The following is a 25,421-nucleotide window of genomic DNA, read 5'->3' as shown; positions in this document are numbered from 1 at the left end:
TGTTCACCACGCGACCAGCGCAATAAAGGATAATTGGCAGCGGCAAAGTGGGCTGCTAACATTGCAGCACTTCCTTTATTATTGCTGAAAATATCAGCAGCTGCGGACTAAGTTGAATGGCAATTACAATCAAAACTCCTGAAGAAATACAGAAAATGCGCGTCGCGGGCCGTCTGGCTGCCGAAGTGCTGGAAATGATCGAAGATCACGTGAAACCCGGCGTCAGCACGGGTGAACTGGATCGCCTGTGTCATGATTACATCGTGAATACTCAGAAGGCGATTTCGGCAAGCCTGGGTTACCACGGCTTCCCGAAATCAGTCTGTATTTCGGTTAACGAGGTGGTGTGCCACGGCATTCCCAGCGACGACAAAATCCTGAAAGATGGCGATATTGTCAATATTGATGTGACCGTCATCAAAGATGAATACCACGGTGATACGTCTAAAATGTATCTGGTCGGTAAAGCCACTATCCAGGGCGAACGTCTGTGTCGTGTTACCCAGGAGAGCCTCTATCTGGCACTGCGAATGGTCAGACCAGGCATTCGCTTGCGCAGCCTTGGTCGTGAGATCCAAAAATTTGTTGAGGCTCAGGATTTCTCTGTCGTACGTGAATACTGCGGGCATGGCATTGGCAAAGGATTCCATGAAGAGCCTCAGGTACTGCATTACGATGCAGACGATGGCGGTGTGGTATTGCAGGCCGGGATGGCTTTTACCATTGAGCCGATGGTCAATGCCGGAGATTATCGTATTCGCAGTATGAAAGATGGTTGGACGGTGAAAACCAAAGACCGCAGCCTGTCGGCACAGTATGAACACACCATTGTGGTGACGGAAAATGGATGTGAAATCATGACATTACGTAAAGATGATACCATTCCGGCTATCCTGACACATTCAATGTAATATTCGTGCTCCCTACAGGAACGTGCTGCGCAGGTGCCCGTTCCTGTATTCATTTCAGTTCTCCACTCGCTACCGCCCCTGATTTCACAACACCCTCCCTTTCTTACTGTCCCCTGTCCGCCCAATTTTTTTGATCTCGACCGCATTCTGGCGCTATTGTCCTGTGCACCATCCGATATTCCCTGGCTAAGCAACACTGGAGCACTGGCGTGACTGAGAGACTAAAAAAATACGGGCTGGCGGACTCTGCGGCAAAGTGGGATGACAGCGAACTGACGCGTGAGGCGCTCAGGCAACATCTGGAGCATTTCCAACTGCAACTGGCAAAGGCTTTTGACCAGGGCGTGGAAGTGGAAAAACTGATCGGTGCCCGCACCCTGTTTATCGATCGCCTGCTACGTCGTCTCTGGCGCTTTTTTGGTTTTCCGAAGCAGGATGATATTGCTCTGGTTGCCGTCGGAGGCTACGGCCGGGGGGAGCTGCATCCCCTGTCCGATATTGATGTACTCATCCTCAGCCGCCCCCCTCTCTCTGCGGAAGACGCCCGACGTGCCAGCGAACTGCTGACGTTGATGTGGGATTTAAAACTGGAAGTAGGCCACAGCGTCAGGACGCTGGAAGAGTGCCTGCTGGAGGGGCTGTCAGACCTGACCGTCGCCACCAATCTGATTGAATCCCGTATGCTTACCGGGGATGTCGCGCTGTTCCTGGAATTGCAGAAAAACGTTTTCAGCGACGGCTTCTGGCCTTCCGATCGTTTCTTTGCCGCCAAAATTACCGAGCAGCAGGAGCGTCATCTGCGCTATCACGGTACCAGTTATAACCTGGAACCCGACATCAAAAGCAGCCCGGGTGGGCTGCGTGATATTCACACGCTGATGTGGGTCGCACGCCGTCATTTTGGTGCCACCTCGCTGGAGGAGATGGTGGGTTTTGGTTTTCTGACTCAGGCCGAACGTAATGAGCTTAATGAGTGCCAGATGTTTCTCTGGCGCATCCGTTTTGCCCTGCACCTTTCGTTACCACGCTACGATAACCGCCTGCTGTTCGATCGCCAGTTGAACGTGGCCCAGCGCCTGAATTATCAGGGTGAAGGCAACCAGTCTGTCGAACGGATGATGAAAGATTTCTACCGCGTGACCGGCCGCGTCAGCGAACTGAATCAGATGCTGCTGCAACTTTTTGACGAAGCCATCCTCGCACTGGGCGAAGATGAAAAGCCGCGCGCTATTGATGAAGAATTCCAGTTGCGCGGTCCGCTAATCGACCTGATTGATGAGACGCTGTTTGCCCGCCAGCCAGAAGCGATTATGCGCATGTTCTACACCATGGTGCGCACGCCAAATATTAAAGGCATTTACTCCACCACCCTGCGCCAGCTGCGCCACGCCCGCCGCCATCTGCAACAGCCGCTCTGCCATATCCCCGAAGCTCGCCAGCTGTTCCTGGCCATTTTGCGTCATCCCGGTGCGGTCAGTCGGGCGCTGGTGCCAATGCATCGCCACAGCGTGTTATGGGCCTATATGCCGCAGTGGGGCAACATTGTCGGACAGATGCAGTTCGATCTGTTTCATGCTTACACCGTTGATGAACATACTATCCGCGTACTGCAAAAACTGGAGAGTTTTGCCGACGAGGCAACCCGCCCACGCCATCCGCTCTGCGTGGAAATCTGGCCAAGATTACCGCAACCTGAACTCCTGCTGATGGCGGCGTTGTTCCACGACATCGCCAAAGGTCGGGGCGGGGATCACTCCATTCTCGGCGCAGAGGATGCACTGGAATTTGCCGGGCTACACGGTCTGAACTCCCGCGAGACGCAGCTGGTCGCCTGGCTGGTGCGCCATCATTTACTGATGTCAGTAACGGCACAACGACGCGATATTCAGGACCCGACGGAGATCCAGCAATTTGCTGAAGTCATGCAAAACGAGAACCGTCTGCGTTATCTGGTCTGCCTGACGGTGGCCGACATCTGTGCCACCAATGAAACGTTGTGGAACAGCTGGAAGCAGAGTCTGCTGCGTGAACTGTTCTTTGCCACCGAAAAACAGCTCCGCCGCGGCATGGAAAACAGCCCGGACCTGCGTGAACGTGTTCGCCATCATCGCCTTCAGGCACTGGCACTGCTGCGTATGGACAATATTGACGAACGGGCGCTACACAACATCTGGCGACGCTGCCGGGCAGACTATTTCCTGCGTCACACGCCAAATCAGCTGGCCTGGCACGCCCGCCATCTGATGAACCATAACCTGAGCGCCCCCCTGGTGCTGGTCAGCCCGCAGGCGACACGCGGCGGTACAGAGATTTTTATCTGGAGCCGTGACCGGCCTTATCTCTTTGCCACCGTGGCCGGTGAGCTGGACAGGCGTAATCTGAGCGTGCATGACGCCCAGATTTTTACCAGCCGGGATGGCATGGCGATGGATACCTTTATTGTACTGGAGCCGGATGGCAGCCCGCTGGCACCCGATCGTCACAAAATGATCAGTGAAGCGCTGAAGCAGGCTATCGGCCAGACTGACTGGCAGCCCCCCAGAACCCGACGTCAGTCGGCCAGGTTAAAACATTTTAATGTGGAAACTGAAACCAAGTTTTTGCCCACACACACGGATAACCGGACCTACATGGAACTGATCGCACTGGATCAACCCGGTCTGCTGGCACGAGTCGGCGAAGTTTTCGCTGATTTGGGCGTGTCATTGCATGGTGCGCGTATCAGCACCATTGGTGAACGGGTAGAAGATCTCTTTATTCTTGCCGACAGCGAGCGTCATGCGCTCAGTGCGGAATTATGTGACCTGATACGAGAACGGTTGACAGCGGCCCTTAATCCAAACGATAAAGTGTGACCCGGATTTATTTTTTACCCCGCCTTCCAGGGCTGGCATGGCAGATAGCGTGGTGATATGCCCCTGAATCAGGCCAGTCCGGGAATGATGTTTTGATACAGGAAATCAGATTAATGCAACAATTACAGAATGTTATTGAAAGCGCCTTTGAACGTCGCGCCGAGCTGACGCCAACTAACGCTGACACGGTCACCCGTGAAGCGGTCAGCCAGGTTATCAGCCTGCTGGACAGTGGTGCCCTGCGCGTGGCCGAAAAAATTGATGGTCAGTGGGTCACCCATCAGTGGCTGAAAAAAGCCGTGCTGCTGTCGTTCCGCCTCAATGACAATCAGGTGATTGACGGCGCAGAAAGCCGCTTTTACGACAAAGTGCCAATGAAATTCGCAGACTACGACGATGCCCGTTTCAAAAAAGAGGGTTTCCGCGTGGTTCCACCTGCCGCCGTTCGTCAGGGGGCCTACATTGCACGTAATACGGTGTTGATGCCTTCCTACGTTAATATCGGCGCGTGGGTGGATGAAGGCTCAATGGTGGATACCTGGGCAACCGTTGGTTCCTGCGCCCAGATTGGTAAAAACGTTCACCTGTCCGGCGGCGTAGGCATTGGTGGCGTTCTGGAACCGTTGCAGGCCAATCCGACCATTATTGAAGACAACTGCTTTATCGGTGCGCGTTCAGAAATTGTTGAGGGCGTTATTGTTGAAGAAGGCGCGGTCATTTCAATGGGCGTTTACATCGGTCAGAGCACCAAAATCTACGATCGTGAAACCGGCGAAGTACATTATGGCCGCGTGCCGGCAGGCTCGGTGGTGGTGTCTGGCAATCTGCCATCTAAAGACGGTAGCTACAGCCTCTACTGTGCGGTTATCGTGAAAAAAGTGGATGCGAAAACCCGCGGTAAAGTGGGTATCAACGAACTGCTGCGTACCATTGATTAACTGATTCTGCGGGCCACCTTCGTGGCCCGTAATCTTAACTTTACACTTCTGACCGTAAAAAACCGGGTTCGCGTAGCAAAACAACTGATGCTATTGGGTAATAACCAGGCGATAATCCGCGCCGTCAGGCGCACAGACGCTCCCCGATCGCTTTTCAGATTTTTATTCAGAGTCACAAGTACGGGATGAGCGGACTAAGCAAACTCGAGGTATCTCTCAGCCGTCGGTGCGGCAGATTTCATCTTCAGCACCATAACGAGCACAGGGTTTGCCAGGCGCATCCAAAACAACACTCTCCCGTTAAGGAATAAAAAACTATGTACGACAATCTGAAAGGCCTCGGCATCTCTAATCCCGATGATATTGACCGTTACAGTCTGCGTCAGGAAGCCAACAACGATATTCTGAAAATCTACTTCCGCAAAGATAAAGGCGAATTTTTTGCCAAAAGCGTTAAGTTCAAATATCCACGTCAACGCAAAACCGTGGTGGCAGATAATGTCAGCCAGGGTTATAAAGAAATTCAGGAAATCAGCCCGAACCTGCGTTACGTTATTGATGAGCTGGACCAGATTTGCCAACGCGATCAGGCCGAAGTGGACTTAAAACGTAAGATCCTTGACGATCTGCGTCACCTCGAAAGCGTGGTGACCAACAAGATCAAAGAAATTGAGTCTGACCTGGAAAAACTCACCAACGGCAGTCGTTAACCACTTCTTTGATGGCTCCATTAGCAGATAATTAACCTGCAAGCTTATGGAGCCTTTCTTCTGTTGTTGTGATAACTCTTCCCTCTCCTTTAAAGCACACCCGATGCCTGGTTATATATCCTTCACCGTCAGACTCCCTGTCAAAAAAGATTTCATTCGGATGAAAAAGCCAAAGAAAATTGAAAGCCAAAATTATTTTCTTAATTAAAATTTGATACGTGCTTTATCACTTTGATAATAAGCAAAACGATGCTGACTCAGTGCTGCCTGCCACCTCTGCATCTTGAGGTGTTGCCGTCGCAGTCATAATCTTTTATCTGCACATATTTATCGGGATGCCAGGCCTCAGGCTTCTTCGTCAAGCTGCAAAGCGACATAGAGCAACAGCCGATCGTCAAAATTGCTCAGATTAAGGCCCGTCAGTTCTGAAATGCGATTAAGGCGGTATTCAAGGGTATTACGGTGGATGTACAGCGCCTTTGCCGTTGCAGAAGGCTGCACATTATGACTAAACCATGCGATCAGGGTGCGTTTGAGCAGGCCGTTGTTGTCCATCGATTTCAGTCTGGCCAGCGGGCGAGATAACTCACCGGCCTGCCAGCCACCGCGCAAACTGTCCAGCAGTACCGCCAACACTAAATCCTGGTAAAAATAGCTGCGTAATTCCGGCATTCTCTGCTTGCCAACCAGCATGGTGGTTCGGGCTGTTCGGTAAGAACGGGCAATACTGCCCGGCCCGGTGAAAAAATTGCCCAGCGCGATGCGCATACGTAAATGGCCGCTCTCTTTCATCCGCGCCTGTAAAAGCTCAACCCGCTTGCGATGATCTTCCGCATCAAAGCGACCATAAGCGTTGAAGGCCGGTTTCAGCACCACCATTTCAGTGAGCGAGACGATAGCAATCAGGTTATCCCGTTGCGGTGTGGTCAACAGGGTTTGCAACTGTTGTAACTCGGACATGGCGCTGTCCACTCCCAACTGACCACTGTCAACCTCCACCACCGCTACCACACGCGGCTGATTCAGATCGATCCGCAGTCGCTGTGCCCACTCCGTCAACGCCGGAGACAGCGTATCGCTACGGATCAGGTTCAGCACCAGCTCTTCCCTCAGGCGACTGTCCTGCGCCAGCAAATGCAACAGTCGCGCCTGCTCCAGCATCATTTCGGCAGTCATACACACCAGCTCGCCATAATGCCGCAGTGCAACAGGTTCCCCGGTCAGGCCGATTACGCCAACAATTTCTCCGTCGATGCGCAGCGGCAGATTGATACCCGGCCTTACCCCATGCAGGTGCCTCGCCACAGCGTCGTCAATATCCACCACCCGCGCCTGAGACAGTGCCAGTAACGCTCCTTCGTGCATTTCACCAATTCGCTCTGGATCGCCACTGCCGATGATGCGACCTCGCGCGTCCATCACATTGACATTACTGTCAATAATTTTCATGGTCCGGGCAACAATGTCCTGGGCAAGGCGGGCATCGAGATGATAAGTCGCCATCCATTAACTCCTGAAAAGCATCATTCCGCCAGCATACCCGCTGGAAGATAGCGAAACATTGTGCATATGCATCAAGCGTGATCCAGACCGAAAAATTATGGCCAACAGCAGAAAAGATAGTCAGGGGAAATGTCAGCAGGCGGAAAGCAATAGCGGGAAATTTAATACGGAGTAACAGGGGCACGAGGGCCAGTGCGCTGAGCGGTAAGATTACAGCGCCCTGGCCATCGACGAACGGTTATTGCATCAACAGATAAATAGTGCTGTCGCCACGTTGAATATTCAGCGCCAGTACCGATGGTTTGGTATCAAGGATCTTACGCAGTTCACCCAGGTTGGCGATGGCCTGTTGGTTAACCCCCAGAATCACATCATCCTTCTTCAGCCCGATACGTTCAGCAGCAGAACCCGGCTTGACGCTGTCAACTTTGACGCCCTTGATGCCTTTGGCATCATAGTTGCTGAAGTCCGCCCCTTCGATGCCGGTATAAATCGTGCCGGAATCGACTTTGGTCTGGGTGCTTTGCTGCAACTCTACGTTAACCGTAACGGGTTTACCGTCGCGGATCAGACCCAGCGCCAGTTTACTCCCCACAGGCAACGTCCCTACCTGAGCACGTAAGGCAGCAAAGCTGGCAATCGCCTTGCCGTTGATGGAAACCACCACGTCCCCGGCTTTAATTCCCGCTTTCGCGGCGGAGGAGTTTGGCAGAACCTGGCTGACAAAAGCACCGCGTTGCGCATCGACTTTCATCGCTTTCGCCAGTTCAGAGTTCAGTTCAGTGCCCATGATACCCAGCTCACCGCGTTTGACCTGGCCATACTCAACCATCTGTGCGGTAAGGTTTTTAACCATATTACTGGGGATGGCGAAACCAATACCGATGTTGCCACCGTCAGGTGCAAGGATCGCCGTATTAATACCGATCAGCTCACCATTAAGGTCGACCAGCGCACCACCAGAGTTGCCCCGGTTAATTGCCGCATCGGTCTGAATAAAGTTTTCGTAATTTTCAACGTTCAGGCCACTGCGTCCCAGCGCCGAGACAATACCGGAGGTAACCGTTTCACCTAAACCGTAAGGGTTACCGATAGCCACGGTGTAATCCCCCACCCGCAGGTTGTCGGAATCCGCAATCTTAATCGCTGTCAGGTTTTTCGCCTCTTCCAGCTGGATCAGAGCGATATCCGAACGAGGATCTTTACCAATGACTTTCGCATCGTATTTCCGCCCGTCACTCAGTTGAACCTGAATTTTGGTGGCGTTATTGACCACATGGTTATTGGTGACGACATAGCCTTTTGCGGCATCAATCACCACACCGGAACCCAGAGCACGAAATTTCTCCTGCTGAGTATTGCCCTCACCCTGTCCCTGATCGCTTCCCCCCTGGCACATTGGCGACCTCTGGAAAGGCGAACCGTCCTGGCAGAATGGCGAGTTGCCACCAAAGAACTGCTGGAACTGCTGGGGTAAACGAGGTGTGCGTACTGTTGTGCTCCCTTCAACATTAATACTCACTACTGAAGGCATCACTTTTTCTAACATAGGTGCCAGGCTTGGCAGTTGCTGGCTGGAGGAAGAAGCGGTTTCTGCGGCCAAAACAGTGATTGGGTTCATGGCCATTCCCAGGCTCAGAACCAATGCGCTAGCTAAAAGTGTTTTTTTCATGCGTCTGTTTCTCAAAGTGTCCAATTATTCAACCATGCAGTGGTTGTCCGGATAAGATTCAATTTTTAGCGCTAAGTTCATGAGTAAGTCTCAGCTAAAGGTAAAAAAATATTCTGCATCTTTACAAAATTCTGGTCAGGTGAAAATTACTCGACCGCCATCAGACGACGATATTCATCCCACGCATACAAATCGGTCATGCCACTGACATAATCCTGTAACAGGCGTGCCCGATAATACTTTTCCCACAGAAATCGCTCGAAAGGATAACTCACTTTCAAACTACGCATATGTACGGAGTAGGCTTTTCTGTGTTTTCCTGAGAGTTTATGAAATAAACGTGTTTCAATAGGGTAATCTTTATGAAAGTCTTCATTAATCAGAATGTTAAAATCAGAATATGACATCGCCCACAACGGCTGATAAATATTCAGAAGGCCTCTTATAACCTGATAACCCTGTAATTCAAGCTGTTCAACTTCAGCATGATTAAATACATGTTTCCTTGCCACCACTTTAAATAAGGCCAGTAGCTGGCTTTCATTACTTTCATCTTCCAGCAGCGAATGGTTGAAATCTCCCTGATATATTGCGGCAATATTATCAATAAAACGTCTGACCGCATGTTCAACCAATACGGATTGTACGCCCACCCTGAGCTTCATAAAAAAGGTGTCACTACGGCTACGGTAACGCTCTTTGCTTTGCGCTTCACTGTAAGCAAAGTCGATTATCTTTACAAACAGCGCATCCGAATTGACTTTTTTCTTCGTTTTCAGCAATTGCCACTCAGCCTGGAGATAGCCATAAAGCTGATCAACGCTAAAAATAGCTTTTTCGACAGCATCATCAAGATCGGCAATACAATAGGAAATATCATCTGCGGCTTCCATAATATAGGTCAGAGGGAAACGATGATATTGTTCTGTCGACGTGGCCCGAAGCAATTCTGAGACAAACTTCTCTTCCGAAAGATAATAACCCGGCTTTTTCATCAGGGTAGCAAAGCGTTCGGGTTTTTCGCCGCTGTACCAGGCTGGCGCAGTATATTTCAGAATACAGGCGACCTGCACATAAGAGAGATTGAGCTGTAAAAGCGTGTGAACCAACCGGATAGCCTGAGCATTGCCTTCAAAATGGCAGAGATCCTGGCGTAGCTTTGCATTCATCGCCAGAAATGCTTCATTTTGTTCACTGTTTTTCACCCCCGCGTCTGACGGTTCAATCAGTAATCCGGGCAGATTCAATTTAAACCAGTCATTAATAGCCGCTTCGCCAAAATGACCAAAGGGGGGATTACCCACGTCATGCAGCAGGCACGACATTTCAACCAGACTTTCAAATGCGCCGGCAAAATCGGCAAGACCAAATTGCTCCAGACCGCCAGGCTGGGCTTTTAACTGCTGAATAATTTCTTTGGCAATGTAGCGACCGGTCTGCTGAACTTCCAGCGAATGTGTCAGGCGGGAGCGGACGGCAGCATTTCTTTCCAGCGGAAAAACCTGGGTTTTCTGTTGCAGGCGGCGGATGGCCGCAGAGTTAATGATCCTGCCGCGATCGCTTTCAAAATGCCGGGTGATGCGATATTCACCCTGGGGCTGCTCGCGGTTATTAAACGGTCTTTCAAAACTGAATTTCTTCCTGAAATCGACAACGGGCATAGTCGTCCCCCCGAACAGGCTGCCTGGGTGAGTTGAGTAACGTCTTAACCGCAGATAATCAGGCCAACTCTGCTACTGACTGGCTCACACCGCCAGTGAGGAGTCAGCCCTGGTTAATCATGGTAAACTATGCACCATATCTGACGAGTTGTTCCACAACATTAGCGAGTATCCCTATGAAAGCAGGCATTATTGGTGCGATGGAGCAGGAAGTTGTGCTGCTGCGTGACAAAATAGAAAATCGCCAGACCATTACGCGGGCAGGCTGCGAAATTTATACAGGCACACTTAATGGCGTGGAGGTGGCGCTGTTAAAGTCGGGTATCGGTAAAGTGTCCGCTGCGCTGGGAACCACACTGCTGCTGGAAATGTGCAAACCAGATGTGATTATCAATACCGGCTCTGCCGGCGGTCTTGCCGCAACCCTGAAAGTGGGTGATATCGTGGTTTCTGACGAAGTACGTTATCACGATGCCGATGTTACCGCCTTTGGTTATCAGCCGGGCCAGATGGCAGGTTGTCCGGCGGCTTTTGCAGCGGATGCGGAACTCATCGCTGCCACTGAGCGCTGCATTCAGCAGCTTGGCCTGCATGCCGTGCGTGGCCTGGTGGTCAGTGGCGATGCTTTTATCAATGGCGCAGAACCTCTGGCCCGCATTCGTGCCACCTTCCCACAGGCAGTTGGGGTAGAGATGGAAGCGACGGCGATTGCCCACGTCTGTCACCAGTTTGGTACACCTTTTGTTGTGGTCCGTGCGATCTCTGATGTCGCCGACCAGTCCTCCCATCTGAGCTTCGAAGAGTTCCTTACCGTCGCGGCTGCTCAGTCCTCACTGCTGGTTGAAACGCTGCTGGCACATCTCAAAGGTGATTAACGCCCTCTGGCTGCTGCTGCTCTGTTGCACGGCGGCAGCCAACTCCGCTCCACGGGTAATAACACTCTCCCCGGCCCTGACCGAGCTGGCCTTTGCAGCCGGGATCACCCCGGTCGGGGTTAGCAGCTATTCAGACTACCCGCCGGAGGCTGGCGGCATTCAGCAGGTTGCCAGCTGGCAGGGGATCAACACGGAACGGATTATCGGGCTTAAACCTGATGTGGTTCTGGCATGGCGAGGGGGTAATCCGCAGCGCCAGGTGGATCAACTGAAAGCTTTTGGCATCCGGGTGGAATGGATCGATGCAACAACGTTCAGCGAGATGATCGCCAGCTTGCTCAGTTTAAAAAAGTGGAGCCTGCAACCTGAAAAAGCGGAACAGGAAGCCCACAGACTGCAACAATACCGTGATCTTTTACAGCAACGTTACGCCGGACTGGCAAAAAAAACCGTGTTTCTGCAATTCAGTCAGCAGCCTTTATTCACCGCTTCGCGTCACACCCTGCAAAATGAAATCCTGCAACTTTGTGGAGGCGAGAACATTTTTGCCAACAGTCGCATCCCCTGGCCACAGGTCAGCCGCGAACAGGTACTGATACGCCATCCGCAGGTGATCGTATTCGTCGGTGAGCCACAACACGTTTCATCGGTGGAAGCCTTCTGGCAACCGCAGCTTAACGTCACGGCGATAGCACTAAAAGATGACTGGTTCAGTCGGCCCGGCCCGCGCATCCTGCTTGCCGCGCAACAGTTATGTCATGCACTGCATCCTGAGACAGCAAAGTAATTTGTGGCTGGACAAACCAGACAATGCGACCGGATGAGGTGCGGTATCGATATCTGAACAGAGTTTACGAAGAGGGATATTACGGCGGAAACAACAAAACCCCGCAGCGAATGCTTTGGGGCGAGGTTATTCAGATACTGAAGGACGATCCACAACCGCAGGTGGTTTTGGCGTTAGGGTTGGTCACCACAAAACGCGAACCTTCAAGACCTTCGGTGTAATCGACCGAACCACCCACAAGATATTGCAGGCTCATCGGATCAACCACCAGCGCAACACCGGCTTTCTCGATAGTCATATCGCCGTCGTTGACCTTATCATCAAAGGTAAAGCCATACTGGAAACCGCTACAGCCACCACCGGTAATATAAACGCGCAGTTTCAAATCGGGATTGTCTTCGTCTGAAATCAGATTTTTGACTTTACTGGCCGCGGCTTCGGTAAATTGCAGAGGCAGAGCTGGATTGTCACTCATGTATTACTCCGGTTACATACGGGCCTTCGCCCGGCAGGTCATATTTCGACCATTAATGGCGTTATTATCTTACAGCGTAGTGCAGCAATCAAGTATCAGCCTGCACAGGGTGAGGATGCACAGCTTTCTGTGCGGCGGCATCATCTGCCCGTTGCTGTTTTGCCAGCAGGCGGGCAAGGAGGGAAGAGTAAAGCGGCTTGCCACCGAGAAACTGAGCCAGCAGGGTGGCACCCAGACAGGTAATAATCATCGGCAAAATCAGCTGATAATTGTCGGTCATCTCCAGCACCAGCACGATACCCGTCAGCGGAGCCCTGACGGATGCGGCAAACAACGCCCCCATCCCGGCAATGGCAAAGGTTCCTGCCTCAAGGTGATAAGCCGGGAACAGCGACGCGCTGGCCATGCCAAACGCCGTCCCCAGCAGGGTTCCCAGCGCCAGCATGGGGGCAAAAATCCCACCAGGTGCGCCCGACCCGAAGCACAGCAAGGTGGTTATGACCCTGGCAATAAAAATAAACAGCAGCATCCCCACGGTATAATGGCCCGCAACGGCAATCGGAATCAGATTGAAGCCGCCCCCGGCCGCTTCAGGCTCGATCATCCCCAGCACGCCACATATTCCGCCGAGCAACCCGCCCATAATCAGTATCTTACGCAGGTTGCCACCATGCAGATGCTGAAACATATCCTGAGCCTTAAAAATCAGTGCATTAAACGCCACGCCTACCACACCAAAAATCATGCCCAGCAACAGATACAGCCACAGCGTGTTGACCGGCGAGTCAGCCAGTTTGCCCACGGCGATCACCGCATGTTCGCCATTGAAATAGCGAAACACAATGCTGGACATGATGACGCCAATAAATACTGCCTTAATTGAGATCAGGCTGTAGCGAAATTGCAGGCGCATCTCTTCAATAATGAACAGGATGCCGGCCAGCGGCGCATTGAACGCAGCGGAAAGGCCAGCAGCAGCCCCGGTCGCCAGCAGGGAATGGCGAGCCTCAGCCCCTTTCATGCGGAAAATATCCAGCACCATACGCCCGACGTTTCCGCCCAGTTGAACCGTCGGCCCTTCACGCCCCAGCACCATCCCTGCGCCCAGCGTTCCCATCCCACCAATAAATTTTACCGGAATGACACGCCACCAGCGCACTGGCCGCAGCTCTTCCAGCGCCCCTTCAATCTCAGGAATTCCTGAACCGGATGCCTCAGGCGCAAAACGACGCACCAGGTAATAGCCGATAAGCGCCAGTGCGGCAGAGAGAATGAACGCCAGAGGAAAAGCCAGCAGCCAGTGATTTTGCACATGGGAGAGAATTGCCAGTCGCCAGGTGCTCACCGCGGTAACGGCTTTTTCAAAGGCAACACCTGTCAGCCCCGCCAGGATACCCACGATACCTGCCATCACCAGCACCATTGCCGGGGTTTTATCACGTCGCAGTAGCAGACGGAGAAAATCACTGCGTCTTGCCGGGACGACATTTAACGTATCAGTCGAAGAGGTTGGCTCAGTCATATGCCGGAATTATTCTTTTGGGAAAGGTGGGTATCTTACGCCACTGAGCGCAGAAGTCCCGCAGGAAAATAACCTCTTTTCCTGACACGGGTATCAGCGCACCTGCATGCGTACCAGCCATTTCTGTAAAACAGCCTGATAACTTAGCGTGGAATGCCCCCGGCTCTGATGACCGGGGTTTTGATATGCGAAAACGTCTGTTTATCTGTCGGCAATAAAATGGTCGTTATCCCCGACCGGAATATAAACACGCATCCATTCCTCACCATCAAGAATATCCCAACTGTGCCCTTCTCCCTGCGTATCCGCCGCCAGCAGCACCGTGCCCGGCTGGATAATAAAGGTCGAGCCATCGCTGACCCTGAATCTGAGTTTCCCTTTAAGGGTGACCACATACTGCTTTTTCGGCGCGGGATGTACCCCTTTTTGCCATTGTTCAAAAGTATTGCTGAAGTAGAGCCCGTCTGAAGATAACTTCGCCAGAGAAGGAATTGAGCCCTTAATAAAAGCGGAGTGATTGCCCGCCGTGTTGATCAGCTTTATTGCGGGAATACGATGCTGGTCGGCTGTGGTTTTAAGGGTTTGTGCATCTGCGGTCACAGAAACATACAAACTCGCTGTAGCCAGAAATAAATGTATCAATTTTTTCAAGATGTTATCCGAAGTTGATTATAAAGTGTCTTTTTTGATTAAAAATCAGGCAATACACTAAATCACTTCAACGGAAACCTTCAGAAAAAAATAGTTACATAATTATTGTCCACGGCATTGGCGTGGAGATCCCCTTGTTCGTACCACCCTTCACGGCATCCCGGCGCGAAAGTAATCTCTTCCCTTTTTTTCGTTTCGGGGTGAAGTCGAGTTTTCGGGCTTTCTTCTCTGAGAAAAGAGGTCATCGGAGATGAAAAAGACGCGCTATATCGAAGAGCAGCTTGCTTTTGCCCTTAAGCAGGCCGAAACCGGCACCCGGGAGAGGGAGGATTTCAGTTTACTGGACACGAACATTTAACCTGCCACCATGTTCCCTTAGAATGGCACGTTTTTCTTTATGCATCCTCAGGAGCCAAACCATGAGTAAGTCTGAAAATCTGTATGCTCAGGCGCAACAAGTTATTCCCGGCGGCGTTAACTCGCCGGTACGCGCCTTCACCGGCGTAGGCGGTGTGCCACTGTTTATTGAACGTGCTGACGGAGCCTGTCTGTACGACGCAGATGGCAAGGCTTATATCGACTACGTGGGTTCCTGGGGACCGATGGTGCTGGGCCATAATCACCCCGCTATCCGTAATGCGGTGATTGACGCGGCGCAACGGGGATTAAGCTTTGGCGCGCCCACCGAGATGGAAGTCAAAATGGCGGAGCTGGTCACCACGCTGGTGCCCACCATGGATATGGTGCGGATGGTCAACTCGGGCACCGAAGCCACCATGAGCGCCATACGTCTGGCACGCGGTTTCACCCACCGTGACAAAATCATCAAATTTGAGGGCTGCTATCACGGACATGCCGACTGCCTGCTGGTGAAAGCCGGTTCCGGCGCGCTGACGCTCGGTCAGCCAAACTCACCAGGGGTCCCGGCAGATTTTGCGAAGCATACCCTGACCTGCACTTATAACGATCTCAATTCTGTACGAGCCGCTTTTGAGCAGTATCCGCAGGACGTCGCCTGCATTATCGTCGAACCGGTGGCGGGCAATATGAATTGCATCCCACCTCAGCCGGATTTCCTGCCCGGTCTGCGAGCGCTCTGTGATGAATTCGGCGCGCTGTTGATTATCGACGAAGTGATGACCGGCTTTCGCGTTGCTCTGGCGGGCGCGCAGGACTACTACAACGTGGTGCCAGACCTGACCTGTCTTGGCAAAATTATTGGTGGCGGGATGCCGGTTGGTGCATTTGGTGGCCGTCGTGACGTGATGGAAGCGCTGGCCCCTGGCGGTCCGGTTTACCAGGCAGGCACCCTGTCCGGTAATCCGGTGGCGATGGCTGCCGGGTTCGCCTGCCTGAACGAAATAGCCAAACCGGGCGTACACAGCACGCTGGCCGCGCTGACCACCCGGCTGGCTGAGGGCCTGCTGGCCGCAGCACAGGCAGAAAATATTCCGCTGGTGGTGAATCACGTTGGCGGCATGTTTGGCCTGTTCTTTACCGATGCCCCTGCGGTGACCTGTTACGCTGACGTGACCCGCTGTGACACGGAACGCTTTAAACAGTTCTTTCATCTGATGCTTAAAGAGGGCGTGTATCTGGCACCTTCCGCATTCGAAGCAGGCTTTATGTCGCTGGCACACGGTCAGGAAGAGATTCAACGCACCATTGATGCTGCCCGCCGCTGTTTTGCTCAGCTGAACTGATTACCGCTGATGCCGGGCGGCGCCTGCAAGGGGCAGCCCGGCAGACAATCCCCCTGAGGCGGCCAGGCGCTACGCTCTGCGCAACAGCCAGACAAAGTAAGGCGCGCCGATAAAGGTCGCCAGCAGTCCGGCCGGCACCTGGGCCGGAAAAGCAACCATTCGGCCACACCAGTCAGCCACCGCCATCAGACCACCGCCCAGCAACGTGGCAATCATCAACTGTGGCAGCGCCCGGCGGAAACCCAGCATCCGGGCGATATGCGGTGCCATCAGGCCAATAAAACTCAGGGGGCCAATGGTCAGCGTGGCGGCGGCGGTCAGTGCTGCCGCCAGCAGCAGCAAGGTCATGCGCGCGGGTTTCAACGCCAGCCCGACAGAACGGGCCGTTTCACCCCCCAGCGGCAGCAGAGTCAGGGCGCGATGACAAAGCGGTGCCAGCGCCAGCAGCACGGCGGCCACCACCACCGTCCGCCAGGCCTGGGCGGCGTCAACGTGATAGGTGGAACCGGCAATCCACGTCATCAGCTCTGCCATCCGGGGATCGCCACTGGCCATCAGCAACAGCAACAGCGTGGCAAACGCGGTGCTGAGCGCCATCCCCGCCAGCAGCATTCTTTCCGGCGAAAACCCACCCCGGCCACCGACAAAAGTGATAATCATCAGCGTCAGCGTAGCGCCGATACAACCGGCAGGCAGCAGCCAGCCAAAGGCATCACCGGGTACGATAAATAACATCACCACCACGCCAAAGGCCGCCCCGGAGCTGATCCCCAACACCTCCGGACTGGCCATCGGGTTACCGGTAAGACGCTGTACAATGCAGCCCGCCACGCCCAGCATCATCCCGGTCGCAACGGCGGCGGCCAGACGTGGTAAACGCCACGGCAGCAGCTGCTGCCAGAGTTCGCCCGTCGCCCACTGCCAGCCGTGCGCATCACGACCGAAACTCAGGGCGACAACACTCAGTATCAGCAGCAGCAACAGGGCCAGACTTCCCCACATCAGCAGTTGATGGCGCTCGGTCGGTACGTTATCTCCCTGATCCATTGGTGGCATCACCGCAGTGGTTTTCAGTCGCGGTAACAGCCACAGCAACAGAGGTGCGCCAATAATCGCCGTCGCCGTCCCGGTTGACACTTCACGCCAGTTAGCCGTCAGCCAGATCACGCACTGGTCGGCCAGCCACAGCAACAGCATTCCGATAAGCGGAGCCAGCAGCAGCCGACTGAGCAATCGTCTGGCCCCAAGCATCTTCGCCAGCAGCGGGGCAAACAGACCGATGAAACTGATGATCCCGGCGGCGTTTACCAGCTGTGCGCTGAGCACGATAGCCAGTAACAGCACCGCCAGTCGCGTCAGCGACAGCGCCAGACCGAGGTTTTTTGCCACGCCGTCATCCAGCCCCATTAAGGTCATCGGACGCAGCAAAAACAGAGACAAGACCAGCCCTGTCAACAGTTTCGGCCAGAGAAAGCTGACGTTACTCCAGTCCATCTGGTTCAGCGTGCCGGTGCTCCAGAGAAAGATGTTTTGCAGACGGTCGTGGTTAAACAGGCCAATCAGTTGATTGACCGCCCCGCAGTAGAGCGACATCACCAGCCCCGCGAGGATCAGGGTCACCGGTGACAAACGTTTACCCCAGGCAATGCCAAAGACAATCAGCCCGACCAGTATCGCCCCCGTCATCGCCGCCATCTGCTGGGTTACCAGCCCGCCAGGCAGGCTCCACAGCGTGGCAACGGTCAGCCCCAGCTGTGCCCCTGTCGCCACCCCCAGCGTGGTCGGTTCGGCCAGCGGATTACGCAGCACCTGCTGAAACAGCACTCCCACCAGTCCCAGCCCTGCCCCCACCAGTAAGGAGAGCGCCAGCCGGGGCAGCAGACTGTAATGAAATACCATCTGATCCACCTGCTCCGGGCTGGCAGTATGCAGCACCGCGAGCCATTGCGACGGCGGCAACGCCTGGCTGAAGTTGTAGCCTGTCAGGCTGACCGCCGCTGCCAGCAGCAGCGTCAGCAGGGCAAGCGGAAAACGCAGGGCTGTTTTCATGCTGCCCCCAACGCGCCGTCAAGTTCACGGCAAAAACGCATCGCAGAGAGCGTCGCGCCATAGAACCAGACCTGTGGCACGCGCCTGAAGCGGTTCTGACGGACGAAAGGCAATGAGCGCCAGAGCGGTGTGGCGGTAACCTGGGCCACCAGCGCGTCATCACCGTGGTCGAAACAGACCGCATCCACATCCTGCATTGCGGCCAGCCGCTCCAGCCCAACAATCGCACTTCCCCAGAAGTTGGTTTCCCCCTGCCAGGCATTTTCAATACCCAACAAGGTCATGACTTCGAGGAACAGACTGCCTTTACCAAACACCAGTGCGTGGCGCGGATCGAGAATCGACATCAGCAACAGGGGCCGCTGCACCCTGGCGGCAATACGTGCTCTGGATGCAGCGATAAAGGCGTCAAAAGAGGCAAGGTGGTGTTGCGCCTGCGGGACGCGATCCAGACGTTCAGCCAGCTGCATCAGCGATTTACGCGCCATCGTCAGCGGTTTGCCACTGGCATCGCTGAAGGGAAAGCCTATGCCCGGTGCAATCTGTGCGATTTTTTCCGCAGACGGGCCATAGCCGGAAGAGTAAAGAATCAGAGACGGTTTCATCTGGATCAGCAGCTCCAGATTGGGCTCCGTACGCAGTCCCACATCCACCGTGGAGGCGGGCAATGCCGGTTCTCCCACCCACAGTTTGTACTGGTACATCTCCGCCGCGCCCATCGGCGTCACCCCAAGCGCCATCAGCAGCTCAACAGGGAGCCACTCCAGCGCAATAATGCGTTGTGTATCAATCGGGGAAGCCGCGCGCGCAGCCAGCCCCGGTAGCAGCGGAGAAAGCGCCAGCGCCATCAGCAGGCGGCGACGGTAATAATCAGGCATCAATACCCCACTCCATCAGTAAACAAAACTCACCGGCGTTCCGCCGTCAGGGTGAGGCAGGGTCCCCATCGGGATCCCGTAAATATGCTGGAGCACATCGGGCTGCATAATCGCTGCGGCATCGCCCTGGGCAATCATCCCGCCATCACGCAGTGCCACCAGGGTATCGCAGTAACGGGCAGCCATGTTGATATCATGCAGGACCGCAATAACCGTCAGGCCACGCTGACGGCTCAGACGCTGGATTAACGCCAGCACCTCAACCTGATGGGCAATATCCAGCGCCGAGGTAGGTTCATCCAGCAGCAGGCAGCGGCTGTTTTGCGCCACCAGCATCGCTATCCACGCCCGCTGACGCTCCCCCCCAGAGAGACTGTCCACCAGGCGCAGGGCAAACGGCTCCAGGCCCACCAGCGCTATCGCTTCTTCTACGCGCTGGCGGTCTTCAGCGGCAAAACGTCCCAGCGCACCGTGCCACGGATAGCGCCCCATTGACACCAGCTCGCGCACCGTCATCCCTTCCGCAGGCGGTAACTGCTGAGGAAGATAAGCCACTTCACGGGCGAAGAGCCTGCCGGACCACTCTGCGACCGCTTTGCCATTGAGTCGCACCTCACCTGCCGTCGCAGCGTGGTGCCTGCCCAGTATTTTCAACAGCGTAGATTTACCGGAGCCGTTATGGCCGATCAGGCCACAGACCTTACCGGCAGGAAAAGTCAGCGACAGCGGTTGCAGCAGGGTCCTGCCGGGCACGGCAAAGGTCGCCTGCTGAAGAGAAAAGGTGCTTTCGGTTACCTGCAAAGAGTGCATAACGTTCTTCTGATTGGGGGCATGATTGCAACGTGCCCGATACAGGAAGTAGCAGAGCGCGAATGTAAATATAAACGAGAATTATTATCACAATTAAATGATATGCGAATCGTCGAAGGGTCTGCAAGCAGAAATCAGGCCTCAGCGACGCTGACTGCGCCGGATTAACCTGATAAAAAGTATGGGGAAATAGTGTATTGCAGTGGGGGAGAAGTAACGGAGAGGGCTTCACGCTTAATGCCCCCTCCTGCTCTCAACGGGCTATTCCTTTGGCTACAGGCCTGAAGCCCGATAGCGCCACGGGCCACGGTTAACAGTGGCCCGCCCGGTTATTTACTGCCAAACATATCCCTTATCCAACCGGCCACGCCGTTACTGTCTTTCTGTTCGCCAGCGGGCTGTTGCGACTGCTGCTGTTGCTGTTGCAGTAACTGCTGCTGTTGCTGCACCTGCTGTTGCTGTTGTTGACACAGGGCATTCGCATCGGTGGTCCACACCGGCAACGTCCGCCAGCTGCTGCTGCTGCCACCGCAAACGAAATTACCGGCAGAGTCGATATTCATCGGCGCAATGTCCTCCGGTGGAGTCGGTAACAGCGGCATCGGCGCCTGATTATCCAGATAGCGACGATAGATCTGCATCGCACCGCTGGCACCATAGAGTTTGGTCGGCTGGTTGTTGTCCCGACCAATCCAGGTGATCGCCACTTCCTTACCATCGACACCCGCGAACCAGCTGTCTACCTGGTTATTGGTGGTACCGGTTTTACCTGCCAGATGCGCTTTCGCATAGCGGGCACCCAACGCACGGGCAGTTCCCTCTTCCGCCACCTGCTGCATGGCATAAAGCGTCAGATACGCGGCCTGAGCCGGAACGGCCCGTTCAGCCTGCGGGAAGCTCTGATACAGCACGGTGCCATCTTCAGCGATGACCGAGCGCACCGCAGAAAGCGGAGCGCGATTACCGCCGCTGGCGATAGTCTGGAAGGCCTGCGCCACTTCGACCGGCGTCAGGTTCAGTGCTCCCAGCAGCATCGCCGGAACCGGCTGCAACTGCTCTTTTGCCACACCCAGTCGTGTCCAGGTATCGACCACCTGCGGCAGGCCCAGCGTCATCCCCAGGTTAACCGTTGGCACATTCATCGAGTGCGCCAGTGCATCCACCAGCATCACCTGGCCGCTAAAGCGACGGTCGTCGTTCTGAGGTTTCCAGACCTGGCCATTGGGCTGCTTCAGCGCAATCGGATTGTCAGCAATCCAGGTGTTCAGACGGTATTTATCCGGCTGGCTGAGGGCGGTCAGATAGGTAGCCGGTTTCGCCAGTGAACCGATGGAGCGACGCGCCTGCAACGCACGGTTGTAACCGGCGAACTGCGGGTCTGCGCCGCCGACCATTCCACGGACTTCACCGCTGAAGCGGTCGACGATCACCATCGCCGTTTCCAGATCGTTCAGGCCACGCTGCTTACGCAGCGCCGGGACGCCCTCTTCAACCGCTTTTTCTGCCGCATCCTGGGAGAGTGGATCCAGGGTGGTGAAGATCTTCACCCCCGACAGGTCTTTCACCTTATCGCCCAGTTTCGCCTGCAACTCGTTGCGCACCATCTGCATAAAGGCTGGCTGCGGGGTGATCACCCCACCTTTAGGCTGCACGCCCAAAGGACGGGCGCTGAGCATATCGTACAGCTCCTGATCGATCACTTTTTGCTGTTGCAGCAGACGCAGCACCAGGTTGCGACGTTCCAGCGCCAGCTTCGGATTACGCCACGGATTGTACAGTGAAGCGCCTTTTACCATCCCCACCAGCAGCGCCTGCTGGTCGAGACTCAGCTCATCCACCGGACGCCCAAAGTAATAGAGGCTGGCCAGCGGGAAGCCACGGATCTGATCGTTACCGGCCTGGCCCAAATAGACTTCGTTAAGATACAGCTCAAGGATGCGATCTTTGCTGTAGCGGGCATCCATAATCAGCGCCATGTAGGCTTCATTGGCCTTACGCCACAGCGAACGCTCGTTGGTCAGGAACAGGTTTTTCACCAGCTGCTGAGTCAGCGTACTGCCACCCTGCACCGCCCGACCGGCGGTAATATTCGCCAGAAAAGCGCGGCCGATGGAAAAAAAGCTGATGCCATCGTGCTGATAGAAGTGCCGGTCTTCGGTCGCCACCAGCGTATCCACCAGCAGGTCAGGGAAACCGCTGCGGGGGACAAACAGGCGCTGCTCGCCATTAGGCGACTGCAACATGGTGATCAGACGCGGGTCCAGACGGAAGAAGCCAAAGTCACGCCCGCTGTCGAGGTTTTTGATCTCACTCAGGGTGTCGCCACTGAAGCTCAACCGGGCGCGGATTTGTCCTTCTTTACTGTCAGGGAAATCAAACGGCCGGCGCAGCATCTCAATGCTGTTACCCTGCACGGTGAATTCGCCGGGACGTGTCATGCGGGTTACCTGGCGATACTGGGTTCCCTCCAGCAGCGCCACCATTTCGCTTTTGCTGTATGACATCCCTGGCTCAAGATTCACCATCCGGCCATAGACGGCCGCGGGAAGTTGCCAGACTTTGCCGTCGATACGGCTGCGGATCTGGGCGTCAAGATAAAATCCATACGCGATCATCACCACAATAAAGATCAGCAACAGCTTGATAAATAAACCCAACCAGCCTCTTTTCCTGCGCGGTGAGCGCCCTTTTCCTTTACGTGGCACTGGCTTTTTCTCCTCATGGTCATAGCCATCATCCTGAAAATCATCGTCATCGTCCCTGCGCTCACGCCGACCCGCCACCTTACGTGGAGGGTTGGGCTGTTTACCTTTGCGCCCAATAGGTTCGCGATCGTCAGACATTCTTCTCTTTTCTCCGCAAGCGACCATTTACGATGGCCGACCACTTTGTTCTTACTCAATTTAATCCGGAACGGGAACCTTCCGAAATCAGGGTTGCGCTCAGGAGGGCGCAGAAAACTTTTTGCTGCGGCGCGTGGGCTGTGCCGTTGCCGGATCGTCCGGCCAGAGATGTTTGGGATAGCGTCCTTTCATTTCCTTCTGCACCTCACGCCAGGCTCCCTGCCAGAATGCGGCGAGGTCGCGGGTAATCTGCAAAGGTCGCTGTGCCGGGGAGAGCAGTTCCAGCACCAGCGCTATCCGTCCATCGGCCACGGTGGGATTCTGCGCTTCGCCAAACATCTCCTGCAAACGCACGGCCAGCGCGGGCGGCTTCTCTTCATCATAACGAATCGGCACCCGGTTTCCGGTGGGCACAGTGTAATGAGTTGGCAGCAGAGTATCCAGTTGCTGGCGGCGCGGCCATGTGAGCAATTGTAATAAAGCCCCCGCCACATCAATCTGCTTCAGCCCTCTGGCGTCACGCACGCCGCTCATCGCCGGCAACAACCAGCTTTCCAGCGAGGCCAGCAAATCCGCTTCTCTGGCGGCAGGCCAGTTCTCCTCCGGCAACCATTGTGCCGCACAGAGCATACGCAGGCGCAACTGCTCTGCCTGCGGCGTCCAGTTCAGTACCGATAATCCCCGCAGCCGCACCCAGCGCAGCATCGCCGGATGCAGCTCCTCTTCATCTGGCTGGCTTAATGGCTGTGAAGCGAGCACCAGCTTACCAATCTGTTGGCGACGCCAGGCACGGAGCGTTCCCCGCGCGTCATCCCACTCCACCTCGGTGTGGAGGGTTACCAGCTCAGGGCGCTGGCGAATCAGGGCATCGATATCCAGCGGAATCGCCTGCAAAATATGGGCATCCGGCTGGCTGTTCCCCTGCAACAGAGCAGGCGCGATCAGCCATTCGTAACGGGTCATCGCCTCATCGCTGTGAAGGCTGGCCCCGGTGCCATTAGCCAGTTGATAGCGCCCTTCTGCGCCACGACGTCGGGCGATACGATCGGCAAAAGCCCCGGCCAGCAACGGCGCAATCAGGCTGCTGTCAACCTCGCCATCCCTCACCTTAAGACGCCGCAACAACTGCCTCGCCCGCTGTTGCCAGTTATTCTGTCGACGGTGAAAACTGTCGCGTAAATCGACGCTGCCGCGCGCGGGTTCCTCCAGCATCGCCACCAGTAACGCCGCCGTGCCTGCCTGGTCGTTATCGTCAGCCGCATCGGCCAGCATGGCAGCGTAACGCGGTTCACTACCCAGCGATGCCATACGCCTGCCTTTGCTGGTCAGTTTGCCGCTGGCATCGGTGGCACCCAGTTGCATTAACAGCTGCTGCGCCTGCTGGAGGTGGCGCTCCGGAGGAATATCCAGCCAGTTCAGCTGGTTGACGTCGTGACAGCCCCACTGCAACAGATCCAGCCACAGCGCCGCCAGACAGCTGTTAAGGATCTCTGCGTCGGCGTGACTGGCCGCGCGCTCCGCCTGCTCCCTGGCAATCAGATGCAGACAAAGGCCTGCTTCAAGGCGTCCGGCTCGCCCGGCACGCTGCGTCATTGAGGCCTGGCTGATGCGCTGCGTTTGCAGGCGCGTCAGCCCGCTAAGGGGATCAAACAGCGCTACGCGCTCCAGTGCGCTGTCCACCACCAGCCGGATGCCCTCGATAGTCAGGCTGGTTTCCGCAATATTGGTCGCCAGCACCACTTTCCGTCGGCCAGGCGGAGAGGCAAGAATCGCTTTACGCTGCGCCGCCAGCGGCAAGGCACCGTACAGAGGGCAGAGGTCGGTATCGGCGGCAACCAGGCCGTCCAGCTCGGTTTGTACCCGCTGGATTTCGATGACGCCAGGCAGAAACAGCAGCAATGAGCCCGGCTCCTCATGCAGTAACTGGCTGACCTGGCGGGCAACCGCCTGTTCGAAACGAACGCCGGAAGAGAGTGAGGTGTAACGTCGTTCAACGGCAAAAGAACGGCCCTCAGAGCGGACCACCGGCGCGTCAGGCAGCAGCGTCTGTAAACGCTGATTATCCAGGGTGGCAGACATTAACAACACTTTCAGATCGTCACGCAGCCCTTGCTGAACGTCCAGTAACAGCGCCAGCGCCAGATCGGCTTGCAGACTGCGCTCGTGGAACTCATCCAGCATCACCAGCGCCACGCCTTCGAGCATCGGGTCCTGCTGCAACATGCGGGTCAGAATCCCTTCGGTAACCACCTCCAGACGGGTTGCTGGCCCGCTGCGACTTTCTGCGCGCATACGATAGCCGATGGTTTCGCCTGGCTGCTCGCCCAGCTGTTCCGCCAGCCGCTCCGCCACATTACGTGCCGCCAGCCGCCGGGGTTCCAGCAGCAAAATTTTACCGTTCAGCCCCGCATCCCGCAGTAGCTGTAATGGCAGCCAGGTGGATTTGCCCGCGCCAGTGGGGGCCACTAACAGCACCTGCGGCGAAGTGCGCAGGTGCTGTATCAGCTCAGGTAAAATCTCACTGACCGGTAATGAACTCACGCTTTGCTCCATAACGTCATGGCCTGAATTTGCCGGG

General features: G+C 55.1%; 18 protein-coding genes. 7 read left to right on the top strand and 11 right to left on the bottom strand.

Annotation, left to right across the window (positions count from 1 at the left end; translation table 11 throughout):
* Positions 1-116 precede the first annotated feature (116 nt).
* The 4 genes from map to BG55_RS10550 all read left to right on the top strand — a co-directional run bounded on the left by map (position 117) and on the right by BG55_RS10550 (position 5,414).
* The gene (gene map / locus BG55_RS10565; RefSeq protein ID WP_034937282.1) at positions 117-911 is read left to right on the top strand and encodes a type I methionyl aminopeptidase; all 795 of its coding nucleotides are present in this window, start codon (positions 117-119) and stop codon (positions 909-911) included.
* Positions 912-1,120: 209 nt separating this feature from the next.
* Positions 1,121-3,766, top strand: coding sequence for a bifunctional uridylyltransferase/uridylyl-removing protein GlnD (gene glnD, locus BG55_RS10560; RefSeq protein WP_034937280.1), 2,646 nt, complete (start codon positions 1,121-1,123; stop codon positions 3,764-3,766).
* Between the two features lie 113 nt (positions 3,767-3,879).
* The gene (gene dapD / locus BG55_RS10555; protein WP_034937278.1) at positions 3,880-4,704 is read left to right on the top strand and encodes a 2,3,4,5-tetrahydropyridine-2,6-dicarboxylate N-succinyltransferase; all 825 of its coding nucleotides are present in this window, start codon (positions 3,880-3,882) and stop codon (positions 4,702-4,704) included.
* Positions 4,705-5,021: 317 nt separating this feature from the next.
* Positions 5,022-5,414 (top strand): DUF3461 family protein, encoded by a 393-nt coding sequence (locus BG55_RS10550; RefSeq protein WP_034937276.1) that lies wholly within the window; start codon positions 5,022-5,024, stop codon positions 5,412-5,414.
* A gap of 345 nt (positions 5,415-5,759) precedes the next feature.
* Here BG55_RS10550 and BG55_RS10545 read toward each other — a convergent pair whose 3' ends face one another.
* From BG55_RS10545 to dgt, 3 genes are all read right to left on the bottom strand, one after another.
* Entirely contained in the window at positions 5,760-6,917 is a 1,158-nt protein-coding gene (locus tag BG55_RS10545) for a CdaR family transcriptional regulator (RefSeq protein WP_034937274.1), read from the bottom strand.
* Positions 6,918-7,155: 238 nt separating this feature from the next.
* Positions 7,156-8,589, bottom strand: coding sequence for a serine endoprotease DegP (degP, locus tag BG55_RS10540; protein ID WP_034937272.1), 1,434 nt, complete (start codon positions 8,587-8,589; stop codon positions 7,156-7,158).
* Between the two features lie 146 nt (positions 8,590-8,735).
* Positions 8,736-10,250 (bottom strand): dGTPase, encoded by a 1,515-nt coding sequence (gene dgt / locus BG55_RS10535; protein ID WP_034937271.1) that lies wholly within the window; start codon positions 10,248-10,250, stop codon positions 8,736-8,738.
* A gap of 176 nt (positions 10,251-10,426) precedes the next feature.
* Between dgt and mtnN the strand changes: the two genes are divergently transcribed.
* Both mtnN and btuF read left to right on the top strand, forming a co-directional pair.
* The gene (gene mtnN / locus BG55_RS10530) at positions 10,427-11,125 is read left to right on the top strand and encodes a 5'-methylthioadenosine/S-adenosylhomocysteine nucleosidase (protein WP_034937269.1); all 699 of its coding nucleotides are present in this window, start codon (positions 10,427-10,429) and stop codon (positions 11,123-11,125) included.
* Complete coding sequence (gene btuF, locus BG55_RS10525) at positions 11,109-11,912, top strand: vitamin B12 ABC transporter substrate-binding protein BtuF (protein ID WP_034937422.1); 804 nt, start codon at positions 11,109-11,111, stop codon at positions 11,910-11,912. Before mtnN ends, btuF begins: the two co-directional genes overlap by 17 nt.
* Positions 11,913-12,042: 130 nt before the next feature.
* Here the strand turns inward: btuF and erpA are convergent, their stop codons facing one another.
* From erpA to BG55_RS10510, 3 genes are all read right to left on the bottom strand, one after another.
* Complete coding sequence (gene erpA, locus BG55_RS10520) at positions 12,043-12,387, bottom strand: iron-sulfur cluster insertion protein ErpA (RefSeq protein WP_034937268.1); 345 nt, start codon at positions 12,385-12,387, stop codon at positions 12,043-12,045.
* Between the two features lie 88 nt (positions 12,388-12,475).
* Entirely contained in the window at positions 12,476-13,909 is a 1,434-nt protein-coding gene (gene clcA, locus BG55_RS10515) for a H(+)/Cl(-) exchange transporter ClcA (protein WP_034937265.1), read from the bottom strand.
* Positions 13,910-14,110: 201 nt separating this feature from the next.
* Positions 14,111-14,560, bottom strand: coding sequence for a cupin domain-containing protein (locus tag BG55_RS10510; protein ID WP_034937263.1), 450 nt, complete (start codon positions 14,558-14,560; stop codon positions 14,111-14,113).
* A gap of 419 nt (positions 14,561-14,979) precedes the next feature.
* Here BG55_RS10510 and hemL point away from each other — a divergent pair, with 419 nt between their 5' ends.
* Positions 14,980-16,263 carry a glutamate-1-semialdehyde 2,1-aminomutase gene (gene hemL, locus BG55_RS10505; RefSeq protein WP_034937261.1) on the top strand — a complete coding sequence of 428 codons (1,284 nt, stop codon included), beginning with the start codon at positions 14,980-14,982 and terminating at the stop codon, positions 16,261-16,263.
* Between the two features lie 69 nt (positions 16,264-16,332).
* Here hemL and fhuB read toward each other — a convergent pair whose 3' ends face one another.
* The 5 genes from fhuB to hrpB form a co-directional block, all read right to left on the bottom strand.
* Positions 16,333-18,312: a Fe(3+)-hydroxamate ABC transporter permease FhuB gene (gene fhuB / locus BG55_RS10500; protein WP_034937258.1), complete on the bottom strand. Its 1,980-nt coding sequence runs from the start codon at positions 18,310-18,312 to the stop codon at positions 16,333-16,335.
* Positions 18,309-19,190: a Fe(3+)-hydroxamate ABC transporter substrate-binding protein FhuD gene (fhuD, locus tag BG55_RS10495; protein WP_034937255.1), complete on the bottom strand. Its 882-nt coding sequence runs from the start codon at positions 19,188-19,190 to the stop codon at positions 18,309-18,311. The genes fhuB and fhuD overlap by 4 nt, the downstream gene beginning before the upstream one ends.
* Before the next feature lie 15 nt (positions 19,191-19,205).
* Positions 19,206-20,000, bottom strand: coding sequence for a Fe3+-hydroxamate ABC transporter ATP-binding protein FhuC (gene fhuC / locus BG55_RS10490; RefSeq protein WP_034937253.1), 795 nt, complete (start codon positions 19,998-20,000; stop codon positions 19,206-19,208).
* Positions 20,001-20,329: 329 nt separating this feature from the next.
* Complete coding sequence (gene mrcB, locus BG55_RS10485; protein WP_034937251.1) at positions 20,330-22,843, bottom strand: bifunctional glycosyl transferase/transpeptidase; 2,514 nt, start codon at positions 22,841-22,843, stop codon at positions 20,330-20,332.
* Between the two features lie 99 nt (positions 22,844-22,942).
* The gene (hrpB, locus tag BG55_RS10480; RefSeq protein WP_034937420.1) at positions 22,943-25,384 is read right to left on the bottom strand and encodes an ATP-dependent helicase HrpB; all 2,442 of its coding nucleotides are present in this window, start codon (positions 25,382-25,384) and stop codon (positions 22,943-22,945) included.
* Positions 25,385-25,421 lie beyond the last annotated feature (37 nt).

It is taken from the genome of Erwinia mallotivora, from assembly GCF_000590885.1.
In the GTDB taxonomy this organism is placed as follows: Bacteria; Pseudomonadota; Gammaproteobacteria; order Enterobacterales; family Enterobacteriaceae; genus Erwinia; species Erwinia mallotivora.
This window is presented reverse-complemented; position numbering and strand designations above follow the sequence as displayed.

What these genes read in the sequence shown, in the direction of transcription:
- map (WP_034937282.1), top strand. Translation starts at nt 117, where the DNA reads ATGGCAATTACAATCAAAACTCCTGAAGAAATACAGAAAATGCGCGTC.
- dapD (WP_034937278.1), top strand. Translation starts at nt 3,880, where the DNA reads ATGCAACAATTACAGAATGTTATTGAAAGCGCCTTTGAACGTCGCGCC.
- BG55_RS10550 (WP_034937276.1), top strand. Translation starts at nt 5,022, where the DNA reads ATGTACGACAATCTGAAAGGCCTCGGCATCTCTAATCCCGATGATATT.
- BG55_RS10545 (WP_034937274.1), bottom strand. Translation starts at nt 6,917, where the DNA reads ATGGCGACTTATCATCTCGATGCCCGCCTTGCCCAGGACATTGTTGCC.
- degP (WP_034937272.1), bottom strand. Translation starts at nt 8,589, where the DNA reads ATGAAAAAAACACTTTTAGCTAGCGCATTGGTTCTGAGCCTGGGAATG.
- dgt (WP_034937271.1), bottom strand. Translation starts at nt 10,250, where the DNA reads ATGCCCGTTGTCGATTTCAGGAAGAAATTCAGTTTTGAAAGACCGTTT.
- mtnN (WP_034937269.1), top strand. Translation starts at nt 10,427, where the DNA reads ATGAAAGCAGGCATTATTGGTGCGATGGAGCAGGAAGTTGTGCTGCTG.
- erpA (WP_034937268.1), bottom strand. Translation starts at nt 12,387, where the DNA reads ATGAGTGACAATCCAGCTCTGCCTCTGCAATTTACCGAAGCCGCGGCC.
- clcA (WP_034937265.1), bottom strand. Translation starts at nt 13,909, where the DNA reads ATGACTGAGCCAACCTCTTCGACTGATACGTTAAATGTCGTCCCGGCA.
- hemL (WP_034937261.1), top strand. Translation starts at nt 14,980, where the DNA reads ATGAGTAAGTCTGAAAATCTGTATGCTCAGGCGCAACAAGTTATTCCC.
- fhuB (WP_034937258.1), bottom strand. Translation starts at nt 18,312, where the DNA reads ATGAAAACAGCCCTGCGTTTTCCGCTTGCCCTGCTGACGCTGCTGCTG.
- fhuD (WP_034937255.1), bottom strand. Translation starts at nt 19,190, where the DNA reads ATGCCTGATTATTACCGTCGCCGCCTGCTGATGGCGCTGGCGCTTTCT.
- fhuC (WP_034937253.1), bottom strand. Translation starts at nt 20,000, where the DNA reads ATGCACTCTTTGCAGGTAACCGAAAGCACCTTTTCTCTTCAGCAGGCG.
- mrcB (WP_034937251.1), bottom strand. Translation starts at nt 22,843, where the DNA reads ATGTCTGACGATCGCGAACCTATTGGGCGCAAAGGTAAACAGCCCAAC.